Source organism: Prevotella illustrans, assembly GCF_017426725.1.
In the GTDB taxonomy this organism is placed as follows: domain Bacteria; phylum Bacteroidota; class Bacteroidia; order Bacteroidales; family Bacteroidaceae; genus Prevotella; species Prevotella illustrans.
Map to the genome: position 1 here is coordinate 1 of NZ_JAERMS010000031.1, position 17,440 is coordinate 17,440.

General features: G+C 43.3%; 15 protein-coding genes, 2 tRNA genes and 1 other RNA gene. 11 read left to right on the forward strand and 7 right to left on the reverse strand.

What is annotated here, in order from left to right:
* The first annotated feature begins 91 nt into the window (after positions 1-91).
* Complete coding sequence (locus JHU38_RS09115) at positions 92-307, forward strand: hypothetical protein (protein ID WP_107580788.1); 216 nt, start codon at positions 92-94, stop codon at positions 305-307.
* 23 nt (positions 308-330) lie between these two features.
* Positions 331-1,953 carry a fimbrillin family protein gene (locus JHU38_RS09120; RefSeq protein ID WP_146156966.1) on the forward strand — a complete coding sequence of 541 codons (1,623 nt, stop codon included), beginning with the start codon at positions 331-333 and terminating at the stop codon, positions 1,951-1,953.
* A gap of 236 nt (positions 1,954-2,189) precedes the next feature.
* Here the strand turns inward: JHU38_RS09120 and JHU38_RS09125 are convergent, their stop codons facing one another.
* Positions 2,190-2,633 (reverse strand): hypothetical protein, encoded by a 444-nt coding sequence (locus tag JHU38_RS09125; protein ID WP_107580790.1) that lies wholly within the window; start codon positions 2,631-2,633, stop codon positions 2,190-2,192.
* Positions 2,634-2,868: 235 nt separating this feature from the next.
* Here JHU38_RS09125 and JHU38_RS09130 point away from each other — a divergent pair, with 235 nt between their 5' ends.
* A complete protein-coding gene (locus JHU38_RS09130) occupies positions 2,869-3,546 on the forward strand; it encodes a tetratricopeptide repeat protein (RefSeq protein ID WP_107580791.1) in 678 nt (225 codons plus the stop codon).
* 97 nt (positions 3,547-3,643) lie between these two features.
* Here the strand turns inward: JHU38_RS09130 and JHU38_RS09135 are convergent, their stop codons facing one another.
* From JHU38_RS09135 to lon, 4 genes are all read right to left on the reverse strand, one after another.
* Entirely contained in the window at positions 3,644-5,281 is a 1,638-nt protein-coding gene (locus tag JHU38_RS09135; RefSeq protein ID WP_107580792.1) for a DEAD/DEAH box helicase, read from the reverse strand.
* 123 nt (positions 5,282-5,404) lie between these two features.
* Positions 5,405-6,526, reverse strand: a complete 1,122-nt coding sequence (locus JHU38_RS09140; RefSeq protein ID WP_369917043.1) for an LptF/LptG family permease — start codon at positions 6,524-6,526, stop codon at positions 5,405-5,407.
* Between the two features lie 163 nt (positions 6,527-6,689).
* A complete protein-coding gene (tgt, locus tag JHU38_RS09145) occupies positions 6,690-7,817 on the reverse strand; it encodes a tRNA guanosine(34) transglycosylase Tgt (RefSeq protein WP_107580794.1) in 1,128 nt (375 codons plus the stop codon).
* Complete coding sequence (gene lon / locus JHU38_RS09150) at positions 7,807-10,278, reverse strand: endopeptidase La (RefSeq protein WP_107580795.1); 2,472 nt, start codon at positions 10,276-10,278, stop codon at positions 7,807-7,809. Before lon ends, tgt begins: the two co-directional genes overlap by 11 nt.
* 289 nt (positions 10,279-10,567) lie before the next feature.
* On the opposite strand from lon, the gene rnpB reads away from it, so the two are divergent.
* Positions 10,568-10,953, forward strand: an RNA gene (gene rnpB, locus JHU38_RS09155) — RNase P RNA component class A.
* Between the two features lie 47 nt (positions 10,954-11,000).
* Positions 11,001-11,408 carry a YkvA family protein gene (locus JHU38_RS09160; protein WP_107580796.1) on the forward strand — a complete coding sequence of 136 codons (408 nt, stop codon included), beginning with the start codon at positions 11,001-11,003 and terminating at the stop codon, positions 11,406-11,408.
* A gap of 191 nt (positions 11,409-11,599) precedes the next feature.
* On the opposite strand, the gene JHU38_RS09165 is transcribed toward JHU38_RS09160, so the two are convergent.
* A tRNA-Glu gene (locus JHU38_RS09165) sits at positions 11,600-11,671 on the reverse strand.
* 29 nt (positions 11,672-11,700) lie between these two features.
* Positions 11,701-11,787, reverse strand: a tRNA-Ser gene (locus JHU38_RS09170).
* Positions 11,788-12,273: 486 nt separating this feature from the next.
* Between JHU38_RS09170 and JHU38_RS09175 the strand changes: the two genes are divergently transcribed.
* The 6 genes from JHU38_RS09175 (at position 12,274) to fabD (ending at position 17,437) form a co-directional block, all read left to right on the forward strand.
* Positions 12,274-13,482, forward strand: a complete 1,209-nt coding sequence (locus JHU38_RS09175) for an L-serine ammonia-lyase (RefSeq protein ID WP_107580797.1) — start codon at positions 12,274-12,276, stop codon at positions 13,480-13,482.
* A 3-nt stretch (positions 13,483-13,485) separates the two neighbouring features.
* The gene (locus JHU38_RS09180; protein ID WP_107580798.1) at positions 13,486-14,940 is read left to right on the forward strand and encodes an oligosaccharide flippase family protein; all 1,455 of its coding nucleotides are present in this window, start codon (positions 13,486-13,488) and stop codon (positions 14,938-14,940) included.
* A 330-nt stretch (positions 14,941-15,270) separates the two neighbouring features.
* Positions 15,271-15,615, forward strand: a complete 345-nt coding sequence (gene rpsF / locus JHU38_RS09185) for a 30S ribosomal protein S6 (protein WP_107580799.1) — start codon at positions 15,271-15,273, stop codon at positions 15,613-15,615.
* 3 nt (positions 15,616-15,618) lie between these two features.
* Complete coding sequence (gene rpsR, locus JHU38_RS09190) at positions 15,619-15,891, forward strand: 30S ribosomal protein S18 (RefSeq protein WP_107580800.1); 273 nt, start codon at positions 15,619-15,621, stop codon at positions 15,889-15,891.
* A gap of 19 nt (positions 15,892-15,910) precedes the next feature.
* Positions 15,911-16,429 carry a 50S ribosomal protein L9 gene (rplI, locus tag JHU38_RS09195; protein ID WP_107580801.1) on the forward strand — a complete coding sequence of 173 codons (519 nt, stop codon included), beginning with the start codon at positions 15,911-15,913 and terminating at the stop codon, positions 16,427-16,429.
* A 120-nt stretch (positions 16,430-16,549) separates the two neighbouring features.
* Positions 16,550-17,437 carry an ACP S-malonyltransferase gene (gene fabD / locus JHU38_RS09200; RefSeq protein ID WP_107580802.1) on the forward strand — a complete coding sequence of 296 codons (888 nt, stop codon included), beginning with the start codon at positions 16,550-16,552 and terminating at the stop codon, positions 17,435-17,437.
* The last annotated feature ends 3 nt before the right edge of the window (positions 17,438-17,440 follow it).

Sequence of the window (17,440 nt, forward strand, 5' to 3'; positions counted from 1 at the left end):
TTTGATGAAACTTTATATGCGTTTTCACAAAAATTATTTAGGACACTATTGGAAATAATGGCTAATCATTTACAAATATAATTCGTTAAACATGAAACAGAAAGAAGTAAAGAAGCAGATGTACGTCTGCCCGGCAATCGAAATCATCGGTGTGGATTTTAAGCATCCGATATTACAGGCAAGCGGAGACCACTCCACTATTGGACAAGGAGGAACTTTCGGCAACGCCAAGCGGGGAAGTTTCCTGGAAGAAGATGGAGAACAGGTCGTTTCAGAAAGTATGAATACGTGGAGTACTGCGAAATGAGTAACCAAAGAAAAGACAACAAAATGAGACATAAGCATTTGTTCCATGCGGCACTGTTGCTTACGGCAATGGTACTCGCGGGTTGTGCCAACGATGAGACTACGCAGGTCGAAGATACACAGATCAAAACAGCGACGGAAACCGTCGCCGTGACATTCATGAACGAAGAGCCCGCGGCGCAGGCTGAGCCTACTACGCGCACTTCCATACAACACAGCTTCGGCAACGGAGCTACGCCCTATTGGTCGGCAGACGACAAGATATGGGTGAAAGACACCGAAGGCAACTTCCGGCAGAGCGGCGCGGGCGAGTTTAACTCGGATATGACGCACGGCGTGTTCACGCTGTCGGGGACATTCACTAATGGGTGTATGGTTAATTACACCGGCGCGAATGGAACGGCAGGTGACAAAGTAACTATCGCCACCGAGCAGACGCAATCGCAACCTAATGACTTCAGTCACGCCGGCGTTTCGGGCGACTGCGGTACGGCAACGGCTTCAGGCAATGGCAGCGCGTTCAAGTTCAAGCTCGACCATAAGGCCGTTTACTTGGCCGTGATGCCGCGCTGCACAAATGCGGCGCTCGGACAGAACATCTACCTCACCAAAGTGGTCGTGACCTCGGCCGGTACCAACATTGCCGGCACGTTCGATTTCTCCACCGGCTCCATCGGTACGGCGGCAAGCGGTGCACGGAGCGTCACGCTCTCCACGAAGGACGCAACCGCCGGCAGCAGCTATGAGAACGGCTTCCCCCTGACCAACACCACTACAAGTCAGGCGACCAACGCCGCCTATATGGTCATCGCTCCCGGCACACACACGCTTACGGTGGATTGCTACATCTATGACCCCGCGACCAAAGTCGAGGGCGCTATCAGCCAGACCATCTCTGGCTCTTTCAACGCAGGGGCGATATATGACGTGACGGCAAACGTCACGCCGAAGATCAAACGTGGCATTGATTCCTATTACATGTGGGATGCTGTGAAACCCTACTGGAACGGCGTAACCTTGCCCGACGTGCTCATAAACAATACCAATTACACCACCTACGGTAGTATTCCAACCACCGGTACCGACCGCTGGTACAACACCGAAGAACACAGCGTAGGCTTTCTCACCAATGCCTCCCACTCCTGCAAGGACGCTCCCAACGTCAACGAACTGTACTATTACGTGAAGTACGGCGATCCCCATTATGACAAGAATTGCCTATGGTCTTTCCGCAATCACCTCTATAAGGGTGGGCTATGGCTGAAGAAACAGCAGGTGATATACAATGATCTGAAGGCCGCGGGCTATAACCAGCTGACTGCACAGAGTGACATGAAGGAGAAATTCTACGCATCCGCTACCGACGCAGGCAAAGATTACCGCAAAGAATACGTCACCACATCCTCCGTCCCCTCTACTGCTGCACTTACCAATACCTCCGATTACTTCTTCCTTCCCTCATCGGGTTACTTCCTTTCAGGCACCCTTTATGGCCTTGGCGAACAGGCTTACTACTGGTCGTCGAGTGGCTACCCGATGGAATTCTATAACCGTAACCGCGGAGATCGCCTGTTTTTCTACGATAAAAGTGTGAACGTATATTACAACAATCGTCATTACGGTCATGCCATCGGCACGTTCGAGTGATTTACAACAGTTTTTTAATGGAGGATAAAGTCAACACAAAACTGAGCACCCGGGAAAAATACGGATTGTAAGAGACAAACATAAAATAGTCCTATCATTATCTCGCAAGGGAGTTTGATAGGACTATTTTTATTATAGATGGATGTCTTGTTTCAGATAAAAAGAATTCTGGAATTTGACCTTTGAAGCCACGTGGGATTGACACGCCCTCATCCTTTATGATATATAATAGAAGATTAAGTTTGGATTAAATGATCAAGAAATTTATCTAAGTCTTCATCTAAGTCGCTCATTAGATCTCCGCCAATGATAATCGTGTCGTCATCAGCGACATAGGGTTCTGCGATATTTTCATGATCATCGTCTTCAAGCACAAAACTGTAGGGCTTCAGAATGCCAAGTTTATCTATGATGGAACTTTTGTCAACCAATATCTTTCTAAGTATATCTGTAATGTGGGTATAGAATAGTTCATCCTTGTTATCTATCCATTGTTCAACAACACAGCGTGTTATCTCTTCCTCGTCATCATTGTAGGCTCTCATCTCACCAGATTCTTGATTGACAAGGATATGAATGTCTGTCAATACACAATTCTCCTCACTTGTCTCAGGATATTTTTGGATGATTTTATTAATAAACCTGTCAATTTGTTGTAATGTCTGTTCAGAGGTGTTCATAGAATGGATGCTTTAGTCTTTAATTTGCCTTTATCCTATAACCGATATGTTGTCACAAGGGAATATTGCCAGCACTTAAAAGACATATTTTATTATATGCAAAGATATACTATTTTTTGATTATATGTTTTTTTTCATAATAATTTTTCCGTTATTTTGTTCTTTTGTAGAATAATAACAGTAATATCAAAGCCATAGCCTCCTTTTCTATTATCTTTGCTCGCAAAATAACGATATGCGTAAAGTAATATTGATCATTATGATCTCTTTTGTTTCCGCGGTTAGCTTGTCTGCCCAGTCTAATCAGACCTTGAGAGATTCATTGGCTAAAGCTACAGACTTATTGGCTTATCATCCGGACAGTATTGATTTAAGGTTAAAGAAAACTTCTTGGAATATTCTGTTAGAACAGTGGAATTATGCCAAGGAGGATTTAGACAAGGTGCTTTTCCTCGACCCTAATAATATCGCCGGGCTTTATTACAGGGCTTTTGTAAACGAGAAGTTAGGTCGGTTGAATTTTGCCCGGCTTGATTACGAGCATTTGCTCATGTTGGTTCCGGGAAATTTTGATGGTCAGCTGGGATTAGCTTTGCTCAATCAGAAATCTAAGCATTTTACAGAAGCGTTTGATCAGGCAAACAGCTTGGTGAACCAATATCCGGACAGTGCTGTTGCTTATGCGGCGCGTGGCGGAATTGAAAAAGAAAGAGGCTGGTTAGAATTGGCTATATTTGATTACTCTGAAGCCATTCGGCGAGATCCGTCTAATCAAGATTATCTATTGAACAGGATTGATTTGTTGTTATCGACCAAACAAAATGAGGCGGCAATTCGGGATTTGGATCGGCTTGTATCACTTGGAGTCAATAGAAATTCACTTCTGGAATTATATATTAAAGCCAAAAAATAAGGTATTCTGTTATGATGAATCATAAATGATAAAGTCCTCCGAAGAAGATGAAAATGTCTTTCGGAGGACTTTTTGTTGTCAAGTAAAAGTGGTGGGATTATCTCATTCCAAAAATTTTCTTGATAAACTTTTTAATACCACTTTCCTTTTTTATTGTTTGTGCAGCTGTTTGAGGGACTTGTTGCCTATTGGCTTGGCGCTTTTCGCTTTGTGGATTGTTTCGTTTCTTGTAGTTCCCCTCTACATTGCCACGACGCTTGCTGCGAGTCTGCTGTTCGCCATTGCGAGAAGGACGAGAGGAATTGTTGCGCTGCTCGTTTTTATTTTCACGTAGTTCGTTACCTCGTTTTTCGCCGCGTTGTGTCGCGTTCTTATTACCACGTTGCTCTTGATCATTCCGTTTATTGCGAGAGGGATCATTGCGTTGGTCTTTACGGCTATCCTTATTGGAAGGTTGTCCACTCTCCGCTGTTGCATTGCGTTGGCGCCGATTCTGTTGCTTCTTGTCTTTGTGCGATGTTTGCTCTCTGTCATTGCGGCGGCGGCTCTTGGCTGATGTTCCTTTTCTGGGTCGGCCTGCGGATTTGTATTCCGGAGCCTCACCGAGTCCTTCGGGCAGTGCGATCTTTTCAACTTCCTTACCGAGAAATTTCTCAATTTGTTGGAAATAAAACATATCGTCATTGCTGATCAGGGTAATAGCAACGCCATCACGGTCCGCACGTGCCGTACGCCCTATTCTGTGTACGTAATCTTCTGCGTCGTGAGGAACGTCATAGTTGATAACCATTGCTATATCATCAATATCAATTCCTCGAGCAACAATGTCTGTAGCTACCAACACGTCGAGTTGACCACTCTTAAACTTGAACATGATATCATCGCGCTGAGCTTGATCCAAGTCAGAGTGCATTTCGCCGCAATTAATATTTTTCTTCCGGAGTGCCCCATTAACTTGTTTTACCTTCAGTTTACTGCCGCAAAAAATGATAACACGTTTTAAGTCGCCACTTTTAAAGATGTCTTTGATAATGCCCAACTTCTGCGTCTCATAGCAAATGTAACCTTTCTGTTGAATTTTTTCTGCGGGTTTACTGACAGCGAGTTTTATTTCAACGGGATTTTTCAATAAGGTCTTGGCCAACTCTTCAATCTTTGGCGGCATCGTGGCGGAGAACATAATGGTTTGACATGTCTTGGGTAGTTTGGCCGCTATTTTCATAATATCTTCAGAGAAGCCCATGTCGAGCATGCGATCAGCTTCATCCAGCACGAAAAATGAAACCTTGCTCATATCGACATTGCCAAGACTCATGTGGGAAATAAACCGACCGGGAGTAGCAATCACAACATCTGCCCCTAACTGTAGGCTCTTCAGTTCTTGGTCATATCTGTTTCCGTCATTGCCGCCATATACGGCTACACTGCTTATTCCGTTCAGATAATATCCAAACCCTTGCATCGCTTGGTCAATTTGTTGTGCCAATTCACGGGTCGGACTCATAATTAAACAATTGATGGCTGATTTAGGATAATCACCGTCATCAAGTTTACTCAGAATTGGCAGCAGGTAAGCTGCAGTTTTCCCGGTTCCTGTCTGGGCTACGCCAAGAACGTCGTTGCCTTTTAGAATTTCAGGAATACATTTTTCCTGTACCGGTGTACAGGTGGCAAACCGCATATCATATAACGCGTCAAGCACATTGTCATTTAAATCTAATTCGTCAAAATACATATTTTTGGTTTTGTTATAGAAATTGCCTTTTGCATTCGGCCTATACCGAAACTCATCATCTGCTACAATTTCTTATTGTTAATATTTAAATTTATAAATACCCGTATTTGTTGGTACATGGTATTAGTTGGGAGCCTGCCTATAGCAGAAATAGGCTACAATGGCGAAGAGCGCGTTGGGCACCCATGCCGCTAACATTGGTGGGACTCCGGCGTTGATGGCAAATGTCGCCGACACAGTTTGCAGCATGATGTAGATAAAACTCAGGGCCAAGCCCACGCCCAAGTATAATCCCATTCCCCCCTTTCGCTTCTTTGATGAAAGTGACAGACCAATAATTGTTAAAATGAAGGAAGCGAAGCTGGATGCTATCCGTTTATGGTATTCAACTTGATATTGAACGACATGCCCGGATCCTCTGTCTATTTGTTTTGAAATATAGTCGCTTAGTTCTGGACTGGTAAACGTCTCTTGCTGCCCCTTGGAATATACGAGATCAGTTGGCTCCATGATAATCAGTGTATCTTTGGATATTCCTGATGTTATATGTTCTCGTAGCCCTTTAAGTTCACGTATCTTCCAGTTGCTGGCCGTCCAGTGATATTTGGAATCCGCAATGGTGTCATATTGTATTTCCATTGCGGTCATGTGGCTGACTAGCTTCTTGTTTTCAAATTTATCCAAAGAGAAACCGTAGCCTTTCTTCATGTTGTTATCGTAGTGCTGAATATAGGCTATTGTGCCTTTATCCACTTGAAGCTGTACGTTATCGGCCGCCGTATTCTTCCTTTTATTCTTATACATGGATTCAAAATTCTGCTTGATGACGGTTCCATGCGGAATAACGAATGCGCTGAGATAGAACGAAAGGGCCGAAATCAGTATGCACGAAATCATATAGGGCCTCATGAGCCGTTTAAATGATACGCCTGCGGCCAACATGGATATAATTTCTGAATTGCCTGCTAATTTCGATGTAAAGAAAATAACAGCAATAAAAACAAACAGCGGGCTAAACAAGTTGGCAAAATAGGGTACGAAGTTGAGGTAATAATCTACGACAATAGCTCGGAACGGAGCATGATATTCCGTAAATTTTGCCAGATTTTCATTAACATCAAATACGATCGATATACTGATAATTAGGAGTATAGAATAGATATAGGTTCCAATAAATTTTTTGATGATATACCAATCCAGTCGTTTGATATAGCGAAAGGGATTAGCATATTTCATCCATTCCATCTTTTTCCCTAACCATTGTAGGCTCTGTCTCAGCCAATCAGTGTGATGATAAAAGAATCTAAAGAGTCGATGAAGCCATGCGGGATGAAGTGAAAGGAATCTCACTATCCTATAGAATCTGCGGTGTCTTCTGATCTGGTGCAATGATTTCATACGTTCTTCTTTAAATCCGTTGTCCGAGCTGATCGATAATGGACGTTTTCCATTGTACGAAATCTCCAATCTCAATGTGCTGCCGTGCATCTGTAACCAAGCGTAAATAGAATGCCAGGTTGTGAATGCTGGCAATCTGCATGGCCAGGAACTCCTGTGCTTTGAAAAGATGGTGCAGATAGGCTTTGGTGTAGATTAAATCTGTCTCACAGCCATCTGGATCAATGGGTGAAAAGTCCATTTCCCATTTCTTGTTGCGCATGTTCATCGTCCCATTATAGGTAAAGAGCATGGCATTACGCCCGTTGCGTGTCGGCATGACACAGTCAAACATATCAACTCCCCGCTCTATTGCTTCTAATATGTTTTGTGGTGTTCCTACTCCCATGAGATAACGAGGTTTATCTTTTGGAAGAATCTCGTTGACAACCTCTATCATATCATACATTACTTCTGTTGGTTCGCCCACAGCCAATCCACCTATTGCGTTGCCATCAGCCCCCTTGTCTGCTACATATTTGGCAGCTTCTTGCCGTAAGTCCTTGAAAGTACAACCCTGTACGATGGGAAAGAGGCTTTGCTGATAGCCGTATAGGGATTCGGTTTCCTGACATCGTTTGATGCAGCGATCCAACCAACGCTGAGTTAGTTGCAGACTTTTTTTAGCGTAATTATAATCACTCTGTCCGGGAGGGCATTCGTCAAAGGCCATCATGATATCTGCGCCGATGATTCGTTCGGTATCCATTACATTTTCCGGGGTAAAGAAATGCTTGGAACCGTCGATATGAGAACGAAACTCACAGCCTTCTTCTTTCAACTTTCTGATACCAGAAAGGGAAAATACTTGAAAACCGCCACTATCCGTAAGTATCGGACGATTCCATCCATTAAACTTATGGAGTCCGCCGGCAGTTCGGAGTACTTCCAAACCTGGGCGTAAATACAAATGATAGGTATTTCCAAGTATGATTTGCGCTTTAATCTGTTGTCGTAATTCGTTAAAATGAACTCCCTTAACAGCTCCACATGTACCCACGGGCATGAAGATAGGCGTCTTGATTCGGCCATGGTCTGTAGTGATGATTCCCGTTCTGGCATCACTGGCAGAATCTGTATGCTGGAGTTCAAATTTCATGAGCTTTTGCCTTTGTATCTTCAGGAATAGTTAAATCGATTGGACTTTTAACTTTTTCATCAGTTAGCGCAAAATCCCAAACATCCTGTACATTTTCGACATAGTGAAATTCCACACCTTTGCGATAGGCTTCTGGAATTTCTTCTATGTCCTTTCTGTTGTTGGCACATAAGACGATGTCTGTAATGCCGGCTCTTTTGGCAGCTAGAATCTTTTCTTTGATACCACCAACCGGCAATACTTTTCCACGCAGTGTAATTTCACCGGTCATAGCTGTATTTTTGCGGACCTTACGCTGTGTCAGCGCTGACGCGATACTGGTCGCGATCGTTATACCGGCCGAAGGACCATCTTTTGGAGTTGCGCCTTCCGGAACATGGATATGAATATTCCAGTTTTCAAATATTCGATAATCTATACCTAATGTGTCAATGTGGGCTTTAACATATTCTAACGCAATTACGGCACTCTCTTTCATTACATCGCCCAAATTGCCTGTCAGTGTAAGTTTGCCGCTCTTCCCTTTGCTGAGACTTGTTTCTATAAACAGAATTTCTCCACCAACCGTTGTCCAGGCCAAACCAGTGACTACACCTGCATAATCATTACCTTGATAAATATCTCGATAGAAAGGGGGCTTACCCAACAATGATTCGATTTCTGTAGGCGTGATGGTTGAAGTTTTGAGTGCGCCATCCATTTTCTTGAGAAAAGCGAGCTTACGAAGGGCTTTATTAATCTGTTTTTCCAATTGTCGCACCCCGCTTTCACGTGTGTACTGCTCAATGATTTTCTCTAAAGCCAGTTTAGTAAACTTTACCTTTTCCGCCTCGTTGTCAAGGCCTGTATTCTTAATTTCCTTAGGTACAAGGTGACGTTTGGCTATTTCAAGTTTCTCTTCCGTAATATATCCACTAACCTCAATGATCTCCATTCGGTCTAGAAGTGGGCGGGGAATATTGCTCAGGTCATTGGCGGTGGCGATAAATAACACTTTGGACAAATCATAATCCACATCTAAGAAATTGTCATGAAAGGCGTTGTTCTGTTCCGGATCCAACACTTCCAAAAGTGCGGACGATGGATCCCCGTTGATGGTATTTTGGCTCACCTTGTCTATCTCGTCAAGAATGAAGACGGGGTTACTCGTTCCGGCTTTCAGCAGACTTTTTATGATGCGGCCGGGCATGGCCCCGATATATGTTCTACGATGACCTCTGATTTCAGATTCGTCGTGCAAGCCACCTAACGAGATACGTACATACTTGCGCTTCAGCGCTTCGGCAATACTTTTGCCAAGGCTGGTCTTTCCGACTCCGGGAGGGCCGTAGAGACAGATGATAGGTGATTTTAAGTCGCCACGCAGACTTAGGACGGCTATGTATTCCAGAATGCGCTCTTTCACCTTTTCCATGCCATAGTGGTCATGATCGAGGATATGCTTCGCACGCTTGAGGCTGAGGTCGTCTTTTGAGTATTCGCCCCATGGTAGGCTTACCAAGTTTTGAAGATAGTTTACTTGGGTGCTATATTCCGGACTTTGCGGGTTGAACAAGTCAAGCTTCTCAAGTTCCTTGCGGAATACCTGCTCAATCTCAACCGGCCATTTCTTGCCTTGTGCCTTCTCTTCCAACTCTATTTTCTCGGAAGTTCCGTTGCCGTTGCCCAGCTCTTCTTTGATATTCTTAATTTGTTGCTGAAGGAAGTACTCGCGCTGCTGCTCGTCCAAGTCTTCACGGGTCTTTGAACGAATATCTTTCTTGATCTCTACATACTGCTGTTCACGATGAAGGGCTTTCAACGTTTCATAGATACGCTCCAGTATTGTGTTTTGCCTGAGCATGTTAAACTTATCTTTGACGGAGAACGGCAGATTACAGCAGATATAGTTCACCTTGATGAGATTTTGCGAAATGCTGTCCAGAGAGTATTGTAACTCATTCGGAATCTCATCGTTGTCAGAGATATATTGACTGGTGGAGGTAAGCAAGTCCTTGTAAGCAGTCTTGCAAATCTTATTATCCATCGTCACGTCATCCTCCGGAGCCGGATAGACAGATCCGGACAAGAAAGGGTGATCTTGTACCAAATCGTGAATTTCGCACCGTCCCAGCCCCTGTACGATGGCTGTCACCTGATGGTTAGGACCAGGCATGTCAATAACTTTGATCAGTCTTGCAAAAACGCCAATCGGATAAAGGTCACCCAAGGTCGGACTGCTGACATTTTCATCCTTTTGTGAGAAAATAGCAAAATTAGTAGGGTGATGTGATATGTGTTCCAGAAGATTGAGGCTGGCTTCTCTTCCTATCAGAATCGGAGTCATCACCCCGGGAAACAAAACGATATTTCTTGTTGCAAGAATGGGAAGCACTCCTCCTTTTTCCTCATTGAACAAACTTGTGATGTCACCCTCAAAATCAGCGATCATCTGTATAGTAGCATTACCTTTGTTACTCATTTTATATTTAAAATATAAATCTATATATAATGCTGCAAAGTTACATAAAATAGCCGTAATATCCGCATAAATTTGGAAGTTTAACGCAGTTCTGCCATAGATTGTAAAATCTTTGTCTTATGTTATGCGTTTATATGGGAATCGCCAATTAGTCGCGGTTAAAATTTATTTTAGTTTTATGTAATGCGATCGAGACCTTAATTAGTATTAAATAAATCTTGCCACTTTATTTATTTTGACGCAAAAACGTTTTGGCAAGGAAAGTTTTTGTTATCTTTGCAACATAGAAATAGTACCCCGGCCTACCGCTGGCATGCAAATGCGAGAGGAAAGTCCGGGCGACATAGAGCACTCCGCTTCTGAAAATGGAAGGCGATGGTGACATCGGGTGCGTGCAGAAGAAAACAACCGCCTCGCAAAAGGTAAGGGTGAGAAGGTGGTGTAAGAGACTACCAGGCACTAAGTGATTAGTGTGCTGTGCAGGCCGGAGGTCGCAAGTTCATGTAAACCGCAGGATGAAAGCTGCTCGCTTGATATTGTGCATAACACGATACTGCGGAGGGTAGAACGCTCGAGCTATGAGGTGACTTATAGATTAGATAAATGGTAGGCATTCTTTACGGCTTTCTTAGGCTGGTGAGAACACAGAACCCGGCTTACAGGGGTGCTATTTCTTTTTTTTTTGTTTTTCAATCGTTACATTTTTCTTCTTTTACAATAACATGGAACTACCAGACTTTATGAAGTATAAGGATAAATTCACGAAAATGGAATTTGTCGAAAAAATCCAGCGAATCGCTAAGCGTTCGGGTGTCAAGTTGGTTTACGCAGCCCTTATTTTGTATTATACTTTGGAGAGCGACCGAGTGTCCGTGAAAGACAAGGCTATCATTATCGGGGCCTTGGGCTATTTGATTAGCCCTATGGACATCGTGCCTGACGCCATACCTATTGCGGGCTTGAGCGATGATATAGCCGTACTCATCTATGTGCTCAAGAAGATATGGGGGCAAGTGTCGGAAGACGTGAAGGAAAAAGCAAAAAACAAACTGAAAGCGTGGTTTGACGAAGAGGAAATCCTACCGGCCGACCACTTGTTCGAAGAAGATCCCGTTCAAGACCCTGTGTGATGTTAAGATATCAATGCGGGATAAGCCTCTTTATTCCGGAAAAAGAAGAAAGGATGGACCTCACGATAGATATTCTCAATATTGTTTCATATCTCCTATATTGCGTAGAGGCTTGACTAACTGATGTCGGGTGAGCCATATAAAAATGAGGAGGTTGTGCCAGCGTTTTGACACAGCCTCCTTTGTAATTGTAGTCGGTACGAGAATCGAACTCGTATGCCAAGATTGAGAATCTTGTATCCTAACCGTTAGATGAACCGACCGTCAGTCTCTTTTTGCAAGTATTTTCCTGCGGAAGGAGGGGGATTCGAACCCCCGGTACGGTAACCCGTACGGCAGTTTAGCAAACTGCTGGTTTCAGCCACTCACCCATCCTTCCTCAAGGTATGTTCTTTGCTGCGCATCGTTTTTTAATGCGGTGCAAAGGTAGTGGTTTATTTTCTTTCTTCCAAATGTTTTGAGCTATTTTTTTGAGCTTTGTAAAATAATTATTTTGTAATTTGTTGCGTTTATATAGCATAGTGCTTGATAGTCAGCATGATAGCTGTCGTGTTCTGAAAGCTGCCCTTTTAGCTTGCAAAAGCAGCCCTTTTGGCTTCTAAAAGCAGCCCTTTTACATGCTAAAAGGGCTGCTTTTGCAAGCTAATTGCTATGCTTTTGAAATGGTGTTGATATACAAGAGGATAAACATCTTTAATAAACTGTCATAAAATGCTGCTTTATCATGATTTATCCGTAATTTTGTCAGCGATTCGCCCTTTATGAGATTTTTATGGAAGCAAATTGTCCTTTTTATCGCATGGAGCTTAAAGTAAAAGTCGGAATAGCGCAAAGGGAAATGTAATATAATTATATTAATGTAGAGATGGAATCGCTAACAGAACTATATAGAATAGGAATTGGTCCTTCGAGCAGTCATACGATGGGACCACAAAAAGCGGCAAAGATTTTCATGGGTAAATATCCGGAAGCCCGGTCTTTCAAAGTCGTGCTTTATGGCAGTCTGGCTGCGACCGGGCGAGGGCACATGACGGACGTGGCTATTATCGATACGCTTAGTGCGGTTGGAAAAGTGGATATCGACTGGCAGCCACAAGTGTTTTTACCCTTTCATCCTAACGGCATGAAGTTTTCGGCCTATGATGACAGTCAGAATCTGATCGGTGAGTGGACGGTTTATAGTGTTGGAGGCGGAGCCCTTTCGGAAGGGCTGGAAGATACGGGGGCGTTTGTACATAAGGATATTTACCCGCTGACAACGATTACGGATATCATGGACTGGTGTTATGAGCATAGACGTTCGTATTGGGAATATGTCGAAATGTGTGAGCAACCGGAGATATGGCAGTATTTGCATGAGGTGTGGGAAATCATGAAATCCGCGGTAGAACGGGGAATTAATCATGAGGGAGTGTTGCCAGGTCCTTTGGGGTTGTCGCGCAAAGCTTCCACCTATTATATTAAAGCGTGTGGATATAAACCGTCTCTTCAGAGCAGAGGGATGGTATATGCCTATGCGTTGGCCGTGAGCGAAGAGAATGCTTCGGGCGGGAATATCGTTACGGCACCGACCTGTGGCGCGTGCGGAGTGGTGCCGGCCGTGCTTTACCATCTGTATAAAGGACATAACTTTAGCGAAATCAAGATGTTGCACGCCTTGGCAACAGCCGGCTTGTTTGGTAACATTGTGAAACAGAACGCGTCGATCTCTGGAGCGGAGGTTGGCTGTCAAGGTGAAGTCGGAGTGGCATGCGCCATGGCCAGCGCTGCCTCTTGCCAGCTATTCGGAGGTAGCCCGTCGCAGATAGAGTACGCGGCGGAAATGGGATTGGAACATCATTTGGGCATGACTTGTGATCCGGTTTGTGGTCTTGTGCAGATTCCGTGTATCGAGCGGAATGCTTTTGCGGCCTGCAGGGCACTGGATGCTCAATTGTACGCGTCTTTCTCGGATGGTCAACACCGTGTGTCGTTTGATCGTGTGGTAGAGGTGATGAAGCAGACGGGGCATGATATACCATCTTTATATAAGGAAACGAGTAAAGGAGGATTAGCCAAAGGATTTGCCGAATAACAAATGCGTGGTGAATATAAACATATATTTAAGTATATCAGTGTCTTTGGCAGTGTACAGGGGCTGACAATCCTTCTGGGAATTGTGAAAAACAAGCTGATAGCCATCCTGTTAGGACCTGTGGGTGTTGGCCTGCTTTCTCTTTATAATTCAGCTATCAGATTGTTGTCTGACATAACAGGAATGGGGGTTACGGTCAGTGGCACTCGCCTCGTGGCCAGTGCGGGGAATGACGGGAGACAGATTGAAATCGTGGCTGTTGTCAGACAATGGAGCCTTTTGGCCGCATTGGTCGGATTGATTATGACGGCTTTGTTGGCGTTTCCCTTAAGTTTTTGGTTTTTCCAAGATTCATGGCATGTACTAAGCATGTTGATGTTGGCTCCTGCTGTGGCAATGACCGTTCTTACCGGAGGTGAACTTTGCGTGTTGAAAGGTACCGGGCATTTAAGGCAGTTGGCTTGGTCGTCTGTTTATGTGGCACTGGGTATTTTATTGTCAACAGTTCCTTTGTACGTGATATTTGGTATTGAGGCGATCGTACCTTCTTTGTTTTTGTCGGCTTTATTGAATTTGATCATCGTTTCTTATTTTTCGAGAAAGATCGCTCCTTTTAACTGGAAAATTGATGTTGGATTGCTTCGTCACCATGTAGCTGTAATAAAGTTAGGAGCGGCTTTTGTTGCGGCAGGAGTTTTTGGCAGTGGAACGGATTTGTTGTTTCGTTCTTTTCTGAATGCCCAAGGTGGCGCCGGAACGGTTGGTATATATAACGCGGGCTACATGATGTGTATGACCTATGCAGGAGCTTTCTTTGCTTCAATGGAGACAGATTATTATCCACGCCTTTCAATGTTTAAGAATTTGGGAGTGAAGTTTAATCAGGTGGTTAATCATCAGATTGAAGTAACACTGCTTGTGGTCTCGCCGATGTTACTTTTCTTTATGGTTGCAGCTCCGTTTATCATACCACTGCTCTACAGCAATGAATTTCTCGAGGCAGTGCCAATGGTGCGATGGGGAATGTTGGCGATGTATATCCGTTGTTTTACACTGGCGATTGAATATATAGTTTTATCGCACGGTAAACCAATAAGTTATTTCTTAATAGAGAGCTTGAGCTACAGCGTTCTTTTGTTTAGTATGATCGTTGGGTATCTTTATGGCGGTGTTGAAGGAGTTGGTGTGGGAATGCTTGTGTCCGGTGTGTTGGAAGTAGTTTTTGTGTTGATATATGTGAATATACATTTTCACTATAAAGTGTCTAAACGAGTCGGGACAATTTTTGCCTTTCAGTTTTTGTTGGGAGTGGCCATTGTATGCAAAATCGCTTTCTTGCCCAATGTACATTTAGGGCTATTGGAAGCAAGTCTGGTGTTAATAAGCGCTGTCTTTTCAATAATCACTTTCGTGCTGCTCATTTCTAACGAAAAAGAAGATGCCAATGAGGACGCTTAAAAGTGGGATCGGTAATAAATAATTGTTTTGGGTGAGTCCGGTAAAGTAGAATATTCCCATGAGAATTACCCCCAAATAGACGAGAGGTAACGCAAGCCAAGACTGTGTTTTCTTTTTCATAAACTAATTGAGATAATGGTTGCAAAGATACGAAATATCAATAATATCGTTATGAGAAATCTTTCTGTTTGCTTTGAATTAATGTAAAATAAGTTAAAACTTGGCACGGCAGTCCATGATGTCATCCATATTCCAACAAAAAGAGGTACCTTTGCACCGCATTTTAAGAATGCGCAATTTATAAATTATTTAATATTATTTTTAATTAGTATGAATCAATACGAAACCGTTTTCATTTTGACTCCCGTTTTGTCTGATGAACAGATGAAGGAAACGGTCGCTAAATTCAAGAAATTGCTCACAGATAATGGTGCTGAGATTCTGAATGAAGAGGCTTGGGGATTAAAGAAGATGGCTTACGCTATCGACAAGAAATCAACAGGCTTCTATACTCTGTTGGAATTCAAAGCTGAGCCGTCAATCATTAACACGCTCGAGACAGGTTATCGTCGTGACGAAAAAGTTATTCGCTACATGACCGTACGTCTTGACAAGTATGCTGCACAGTATGCGGAAAAGCGTCGTAACAAACTTGGTAACAAAGAGGAGGCTTAAATTATGGCAGAGCAAAAGAAATCAGAAATTCGTTATTTGACAGCTCCTTCTATTGACACAAAGAAGAAGAAGTATTGTCGTTTCAAAAAAAGCGGTATTAAGTATATCGACTACAAGGATCCCGAGTTCCTCAAGAAGTTCTTGAATGAGCAGGGAAAAATCCTTCCACGCCGTATTACTGGAACATCTTTGAAGTATCAGCGTCGTGTGGCACAGGCTGTTAAGCGTGCTCGCCAGATAGCACTGCTTCCTTATGTAACCGATTTGATGAAGTAATTAAAGAGGAGGATACACAATGGAAATTATACTGAAAGAAGATATTATTGGACTTGGATACAAGAATGATATTGTAAATGTAAAGAATGGCTATGGGCGTAATTACTTGATTCCACAAGGAAAAGGTGTTATTGCCTCGAATAGCGCAAAGAAGATTCTTGCAGAAAATCTGAGACAACAAGCTCATAAGTTGGCAGCTTTGAAGACTGAAGCCGAGAAGAAAGCAGAAGCGCTGAACAACGTAGCTTTGGAAATTGTTGCCAAGGTTGCTGTAACCGGTCATCTCTATGGTTCTGTTAATGCTGCGACAGTAGCTGAAGAGCTTGGAAAGAAGGGCATAGAGGTTGATCGTAAGATTATCACTATGCGTGATATTAAGAAGGTCGGTGATTATGAGGCAACAGTTCACTTCCACAAGGAAGTTGAGGTTAAGATTCCTGTAAAGGTTATAGCAGAGAATGCGCCTGTAGCTGCTCCGGTGGCAGTAGAGGCTGCTCCGGCTGCAGAAGCTGTTGAGGAAGCTCAAGAGGAAGCTTAAATAAATGTGATATTTTTAGCACTGTAAAGCAAATCTATATAAAAGTCCCTTTTGTCGACCATGGCAATTGGGATTTTTTTTATTTAAATTTGTGATAACAATAATAATAAATAAATAATTATGAAGAAAGCTTTTGTATTTCCTGGCCAAGGTGCCCAGTTTGTTGGTATGGGTAAAGATCTCTATGAGCAGAACCCTTTAGCTAAACAGTTGTTCGACAAAGCTAATGAGGTTCTTGGCTTTGATATTACTCACGTGATGTTTGAAGGAACCGATGAAGAACTTAAACAAACTAAAGTTACACAACCGGCGATATTCCTTCACAGTGTAATATCAGCACTTTGTTTGGGTGCTGAATTTGCCCCGGAGATGGTTGCCGGTCATTCTTTAGGAGAGTTCTCTGCATTAGTTGCTGCCGGAGCGTTGAGTTTTGAGGATGGACTCCGTCTGGTTTATGCACGTGCTCTCGCCATGCAGAAGGCTTGTGAGATTGCTCCGGGAACAATGGCTGCTATTATTGGCCTTTCCGACGAGCAGGTAGAGCGGATTTGTGCAGAGGTTTCAAAAGACGGAAATATCGTAATACCGGCTAATTATAATTGTCCTGGTCAGTTGGTTATTTCCGGTAATGTAGAAGCTGTAAATGCCGCTTGCGTAAAGATGAAGGAAGCTGGTGCAAAGCGTGCTTTGCCATTACCCGTTAGTGGCGCTTTCCACTCTCCTTTGATGCAACCCGCTAAGGATGAACTACAGACTGCTATTGAGCAGACTTCATTTAACAAACCTAATTGCCCTGTTTATCAAAATGTTGATGCTAAGCCATATACTGATCCTGCTGCGATTAAGCAAAATCTGATAGCACAGCTGACAAGTTCTGTTCGATGGACCAATACTGTAGAGAATATGATTGCTGACGGAGCGCAAGACTTTACAGAATGTGGCCCGGGCAAAGCTTTGCAAGGAATGATTGGACGAATAAATAAGCAGGTAGCTGTTCACGGAATTTAATAA